The organism is Treponema socranskii subsp. socranskii VPI DR56BR1116 = ATCC 35536, from assembly GCF_000468115.1.
Classification (GTDB): domain Bacteria; phylum Spirochaetota; class Spirochaetia; order Treponematales; family Treponemataceae; genus Treponema_D; species Treponema_D socranskii.
In genome coordinates this window covers 58,708-65,015 of the sequence record NZ_AVQI01000060.1, presented here as the reverse complement: position 1 = coordinate 65,015, position 6,308 = coordinate 58,708, and the positions used below count along the sequence as shown (strand labels likewise).

General features: G+C 47.8%; 4 protein-coding genes. 1 reads left to right on the top strand and 3 read right to left on the bottom strand.

Features of this window, described 5'->3' with window-relative positions; all coding sequences use genetic code 11:
• The 3 genes from HMPREF0860_RS08335 to HMPREF0860_RS08325 all read right to left on the bottom strand — a co-directional run.
• Positions 1-479 (bottom strand): restriction endonuclease subunit S (locus HMPREF0860_RS08335; RefSeq protein ID WP_038082362.1); only part of this gene is annotated, 479 nt, incomplete at its 3' end.
• The gene (locus HMPREF0860_RS08330; protein ID WP_021331519.1) at positions 469-1,977 is read right to left on the bottom strand and encodes a type I restriction-modification system subunit M; all 1,509 of its coding nucleotides are present in this window, start codon (positions 1,975-1,977) and stop codon (positions 469-471) included. The genes HMPREF0860_RS08330 and HMPREF0860_RS08335, both read right to left, overlap by 11 nt.
• A gap of 186 nt (positions 1,978-2,163) precedes the next feature.
• Entirely contained in the window at positions 2,164-4,308 is a 2,145-nt protein-coding gene (locus HMPREF0860_RS08325; RefSeq protein ID WP_021331535.1) for an ATP-dependent helicase, read from the bottom strand.
• A 639-nt stretch (positions 4,309-4,947) separates the two neighbouring features.
• On the opposite strand from HMPREF0860_RS08325, the gene HMPREF0860_RS08315 reads away from it, so the two are divergent.
• Positions 4,948-6,303: a tetratricopeptide repeat protein gene (locus tag HMPREF0860_RS08315; RefSeq protein ID WP_021331586.1), complete on the top strand. Its 1,356-nt coding sequence runs from the start codon at positions 4,948-4,950 to the stop codon at positions 6,301-6,303.
• Positions 6,304-6,308 lie beyond the last annotated feature (5 nt).

The following is a 6,308-nucleotide window of genomic DNA, read 5'->3' as shown; positions in this document are numbered from 1 at the left end:
GCTTTATTGTTGGAAATTTGAGCATCCAATGCGGATAGTATATCCGCAATTTTAATTTGTATACCAATCGGTAGATTGGGAACTTCATACTTCATTATTGCATCTTTATCGCCGCGCGGCATTTTTGTTCCCTTTGCCGTGGCTGCAGCGTAATTAAAAAAAGCATTATCCGAAAGTAAATAATAAAGAAATCCGGGATACGTATTTTCCTTTGCCCGCAATACCAGTATGTCATTTGAACATCCGCCGCTGCGGTCGGCATACCATATCTTTTTAAAATATGGTCTGATATTGGAAATCAGCACGTCTCCCGGTTGATAGGCTTGTATTTGATTGACGGTTGGTAATCCGGCCGAACAAATAACGCCTTCTTTATTCTGAAGCATATTTTCCGTAGAAATATAATTATCTAAATCCAAATCGGTGACAACGATTCGCTCATCAGTAAAAGCACAAATATCGGAAAGTTTATATTTCATATCCGAGCGCTCCCAGCTTTTTACGGATTTCATCTTCCAATTCGCCTGAACGTTTGAATAGCTCCGAGAGCTCGCCGGTCAATCGTGTCATCTTTTCTTCAAACGGCTCGCCGTCGTCTTCTTGGGCTTCGATACCTACATAGCGTCCCGGGGTAAGGATATAATTCTGATTAGCTATTTCGGCAGTAATGACGGCGGAACAAAAACCTTGTACATTTTCAAGTGTCCCGGCATTAAAAGCTTGAAAGGCAGCGTTTATCCTGCCGATATCTTCAGCGGTTAATTCGCGCAGACGCCGGCTGACCATCGTTCCCATTTTGCGAGCGTCGATGAACAGTGTCTTTCCTTTTTGTTTTTTGTTACGGTTGATAAACCAAAGCGATACCGGAATCTGCGTCGTATAAAACAGCTGTGTAGGCATAGCGATAATGCCCTCTACGAGATCGTCTTCAATTATTCTTTTGCGAATCTCACCTTCTCCGCCTGTTTGGGAAGAAAGCGAACCGTTGGCAAGCACCATGCCGATTTTTCCGTTCGGCGAAAGATGTGAAATCATATGCTGGAGCCATGCGAAATTGGCGTTTCCGGAAGGCGGCAAACCGAACTTCCAGCGCGGATCATCGTTTAAACTACCGTCGTTCCAATCCGAAAGATTGAAGGGCGGATTGGCGAGAATAAAATCCGCTTTAAGCGTCTTATGTAAGTCGTGGTAGAACGTATCGGCATTGTAGTCTCCGAGGTCGGCTTCGATCCCTCGGATAGCGAGATTCATTAAAGCCATTTTGCGCGTAGTCGGATTGGCGTCCTGTCCGAAGATTGAGAGGTTGTTGATATTACCGGAGTGATGTTTTACAAAATCGGCGGACTGTACAAACATCCCGCCGGAACCGCAACACGGATCGTATACGCGTCCTTTAAACGGCTGCAACACTTCAACGAGTGTCCGTACTACGCAGGCCGGCGTGTAAAATTCCCCCGCTCGTTTACCTTCCTGCTCGGCGAATTTTGCAAGACAATATTCATAGGTACGGCCTAAAATATCTTTATCGGTACCGTGTTCGGCCATTTGAACATTGGTGAACAAGTCTACCACATTTCCCAAACGCCGCTTATCCAATTCGCTGCGGGCATAATTTTTGGGAAGGATATCTTTCAGCCGTTTGTTTTCTTTTTCAATTGCTCGCATTGCATCATCAATAACCGTGCCGATTTCCTCTTTATGTGCCGCTTCGGAAATAACGCTCCAGCGTGCCGACGGCGGCACGAAGAATACGTTCACCTCGGTGTAGGCGTCTTTATCTTCCGCATCGTCGTCGGCCGCAAGCAACTCTTGCCGCCGTGCATCGAATTTATCCGAGATGAATTTCAAAAAGATAAGCCCGAGAACAACATGCTTATAGAGTCCCGCATCCATATTGCCGCGCAAAATATCGGCAGCGGCCCAAATCTGTTGTTCGAAACCGATAGTCGCCGTATTGTTTTTGTTTCCTTTAGCCATGTATTATTTTTCTCCTTGTCTATTTTAAATCTATTATCATTATGTATCAATCCGAGTATTATCGATAATATCCGTTTTTTGTTTAAATATTAACAGGTATCGCACTCCCTTTAGAGTGATATTTTCGTCATAGCGTTCGCCCCCGCACAATCCCGCATCGAAAAGCGGACAACCAGTACCCTCGCTTTACTCCACTTCGCTCAATTCCGCACCGAAGCGGATGCTCCGCTCGGTTTGCATCGAATCGAACGCGATGCCGTAGCAGCCGGCTTTTTTGTTTACCGAAACGACGGTGCCGCAGCCGAAAATAGGATGACGTACGCGTGTGCCTTCTTCGTACGGCGAGCCGATCCGTTTGAGCTGCGCTTCGCTGTAATCGATGAGCGTTTTCGTCTGCACGACAAGCGATTCGTCGAGTTCTCTTTCAAGCGTGAGGTTTTCGAGTCCCGCGTCGAAAATAAAACGCGACGGCTGTTTAAAGAGGTTGTCGTTCGCCGTCCCTTCCGCATCCGACAAAAAGAGCGCATCTTTCGCGCGTGTCATCGCGACATACGCGATCCTCCGTTCCTCTTCCATATCGTCGAGCGAGAGCGTTTTACGCGACGGGAACACACCTTCATTCAGACCGCAGACAAACACATACGGGAACTCCATGCCTTTCGCCGCGTGGATCGTCATGAGTTTGACATTACTTCGATTTTCTTCTCTGTCCAAATCGGTAAAGAGCGCTATGTGCGCGAGAAAATCTTCCAGGTTCGCGTCGTCGTCCTGCCCCGCTTTTTCCACCGCACGGCGAAATTCGGCGACATTGTCGAGTCTGTCCTGATCGTTTTGCAAACGCAAGTACGCTTCGTAGCCAGACTTGTCCATAACCGCCTGCAGCAGCGTACCGAGCGGAAGAGCGGTATACGATGTACGAAGCGTTTCTATCGCTTCGACGTATGCGCGCGCTCCGGTACCTGCAAAAAGCGGCGTATCGATATTTTTTTTAAGTTCGTCGTAGAGCGCCGTACCGTTTTGTTCGGCAAGAGTCCGCAGCGCATCTATTTTCGCTTTGCCGATTTTCCTCGACGGCATATTGACCGTGCGCAAAAACGCGACGTCGTCACCGGACGTGATCATGCGGAGATAGCACACGATATCTTTGATTTCCCTGCGGCTGTAAAATTCTATACCGCTGTAAAATTTATAGGGTACGCGCTTATCGATAAACGTTTCTTCGATCGCACGGGAAAGATAGTGCGCGCGATATAAGACCGCGATGTCACCGTAGGCTACGCCGCGTTTTGCAAGCTCATCGATTTTATTAAAAATCCAAAGCGCTTCTTCGCCTTCACTTTTACAATGGCAAAAAATCGGTTTGGCGCCCGCCGCCTTTTCCGCCGTAAGCGTCTTTTGATACCGTACGGTATTTTTTCCGATCAGCGTATCGGCGGCTTTGATGATTTCCGGCGTCGAGCGGTAATTTTTCGAAAGCAAAAACGTTTTCGCATCGGGATAAGTTTTATCGAAATCGAAAAAGAGTTTTACGTGCGAGCCGCGCCACGAATAGATCGTTTGATCGGGATCGCCGACGATGTAGAGATTCCCGTGCTTTGCGGAAAGTGTCTGTGCGATTTTGTACTGCTTTTTGCTCACGTCCTGAAATTCGTCGACCATGACGTACTGCATGCGTGCCTGCCATTTTTCGCGCACGGCGGGAAAATGTTCGAGGATGTACGTCGTAAAATTTATTAAATCGTTGAAGTCGAGACCGAAGATTTTTTTCTGTTCGTAGATATAGCGCACAAAAATTTCATCGCGGCGGTCTTTGATAAAATTGAAACGTTCGCGGAGCTGTTCGTTGTTCATGCGGTAGATATCGTCGATATACGTATCGGCACGCATTTTTTTCGCTTCGAGCACTTCGTCGATCGCGCTTTGCACCGTCATCTCCCGCATCGTAATGTGCATATCGGAAAAGATGCGCAGCAAAATATCGCGCTCATCTTCCGTATCCATGATGACGAAATTTTTCGGGTAGTTTAAAACGCTGATGTCTTCTTTGAGCAGCTGAACGCAAAACGCGTGGAACGTGCAGATATATCCCAAATCGACATCTCCGAGCCGCTTACGCACGCGCTGTTTCATTTCGTTTGCGGCACGGTTCGTAAAAGTCGCGCACAAAATATTGCCGGGAGCGATGCCCGCTTCGTCGACGAGGTAGCAGTAGCGCGACGTCAGCGCTCTCGTTTTGCCCGTACCCGCTCCCGCGATGACGCGCACGCGCCCTTCCGTCTGCATGACGGATGCCTTCTGTTCGTCGTTGAGCGATAAAAGAATCGATTCCATACTGTCGGTATGCAGTCTAAATCAAAAGTGCTCCCGTGACAACCGGCGATAAATGCTGCTCGACAATGGATGTGCAACGGCAAAATGCTGCCCTACACCGTATCCAACTCCTGCATCGTTGCAGAACGCTTTCGATATGCGTTGCTAAATTCTTTTATACCTTGTCTGCATAATATTTACGGATTCCTCTTAAACGGATATATTTTTACAATAATTATCAATTTTTTCTTAGTGAAAAAGGTATCGACCCGTATCTCTGAAAATGTTAATTTATCACGTAAAAATTCGTCTTCCGTAAAATCGAAAAAGCAGCTCTTTAATATAATCCTGTAAATAGTCAAACATATCGCTCAAAACGGATTGCCGCCGGAAGGTCGCCTACGTACAATTTTATTTGTGCTCAAAACCCGAAATTGAACCTATTATATAACTTCCATCATTTCAAAATCCGTCATTCAATTTTCTCAAAAAAATATTTTTAAATCCGCGTAAAAAATGCATTTGCACGCGATATATAGGTCGAACGATATGTTTCCGAATTTGCACGAAGAGTACATCTCCTGATTGCAAAGCCGTGCGACAAGTACGCGGGACGCGCCGTATCGGGCGAAACGCGGGGCATTTCGTTTGAGGTGCAGTATGAAAAAATTAATAATCTTTTTGCCGGTTTTTGCGGCGCTCGTAAGCGGTTGTCCGGTAAAAAAAACCGACGCTTATGAGGCGATTAAAAATTCCGGTTTGGCGGGAAACGCGCTGTATGAAAAAATCATCGCGTTTGAAAAAGAACATCCCGAACACTTCGAGTCGAAGCTCGATTTGGGCTCGTATTGCTTTGTGTCCGAAAACTACGGAGAGGCATGGAAGTATTTATTGAAAGCGGAATCGCTGCTTGCGTCCGTAAAGGGCGTTTCCTCGCAGCACAAAGCGCTGCTGTGCGCGCTGCTTTCGGGCTTGTATGCAGCGGACGGTGACGAAGAGCGCGCGGCGGATTATGCGAAAAAAGCCTACGAAACGCCCGATTGCGGTGCGGAATACGGCTATCTGTATGCAAAGATACGGCTTTTGCGGGACGACAAAAGTGAAGCGCTCGCCCTCTTCGATAAAACCTACGCGCTCTATCCCGAACGTATTGCAGCCGACGAACTGCGCGCGTACGTATATCTCCTCGCCGATGCGGGACAGTTTCAAAAATGCAGCGAATTGGTCGAACGCTGTTTTGAAACCGGCGGTTTTTTCCCGGGGTTCGGCGTATTCGCGTCGGGCGTGTATGAAAAAATCGGCGATACCGAAAAAGCGGTGTTGTGCGCTTTTCTCGATTACGAATATGCGGCTGACGGCAAAGAAAAAGACGATGCGTTTTTAACGAATCTGCAATCGGTTGAAGCCTTACTTCCCGACGGCGGCGATTCTGCGGCTTTGGAAAGCATCAGAGCTTTATTCGATATGAAGCGTGAAGTGCCGGAGACTTCTTCATTTTTCGTTTCCGACTACATCCGGTGCAAAGCGAAACTGCTGCGCGGCGATATTTCGTCCGGCGATCTTTCATCTCTTTTGCAGCTCGAAAAATATTTTTCACGCTTTCCTTCGTACTATTGGTCGGTGTGGCTTGCCGTCCGCGCGCTGCAGCGGGACGGATTAAACGTTTGGATCCCCGTACTCGAAAAGACGATCGCGCTCGCTCCTTCGTCTTTTTACGCATCGCGCGCAAAAATCGAGTTGGCCTCTTGTATCGGTTTGCCGGCCGGGGAGGCCGAAAACGTGCTCGTTCCTGCGGAAGTAAAAGCCGCGATTGAGGGTTTTATGTCGAGCGGAGACGACGAAAAGCTTTTGCCGCTCTACGCCTTGTTAAATCTTCCCGACTGCACATACGTGTATGCAGGCGTAGACATGGCAAAACGTTCGGCCGAAGATCCGATCGTCCGCGCCGCATTTACGAAAAAAAAGCTGCACGCTGCCGGAAGATTACAGGACCGGCTCGCATTTATTTTATCGTGAGGCAC

What these genes read in the sequence shown, in the direction of transcription:
- HMPREF0860_RS08330 (WP_021331519.1), bottom strand. Translation starts at nt 1,977, where the DNA reads ATGGCTAAAGGAAACAAAAACAATACGGCGACTATCGGTTTCGAACAA.
- HMPREF0860_RS08325 (WP_021331535.1), bottom strand. Translation starts at nt 4,308, where the DNA reads ATGGAATCGATTCTTTTATCGCTCAACGACGAACAGAAGGCATCCGTC.
- HMPREF0860_RS08315 (WP_021331586.1), top strand. Translation starts at nt 4,948, where the DNA reads ATGAAAAAATTAATAATCTTTTTGCCGGTTTTTGCGGCGCTCGTAAGC.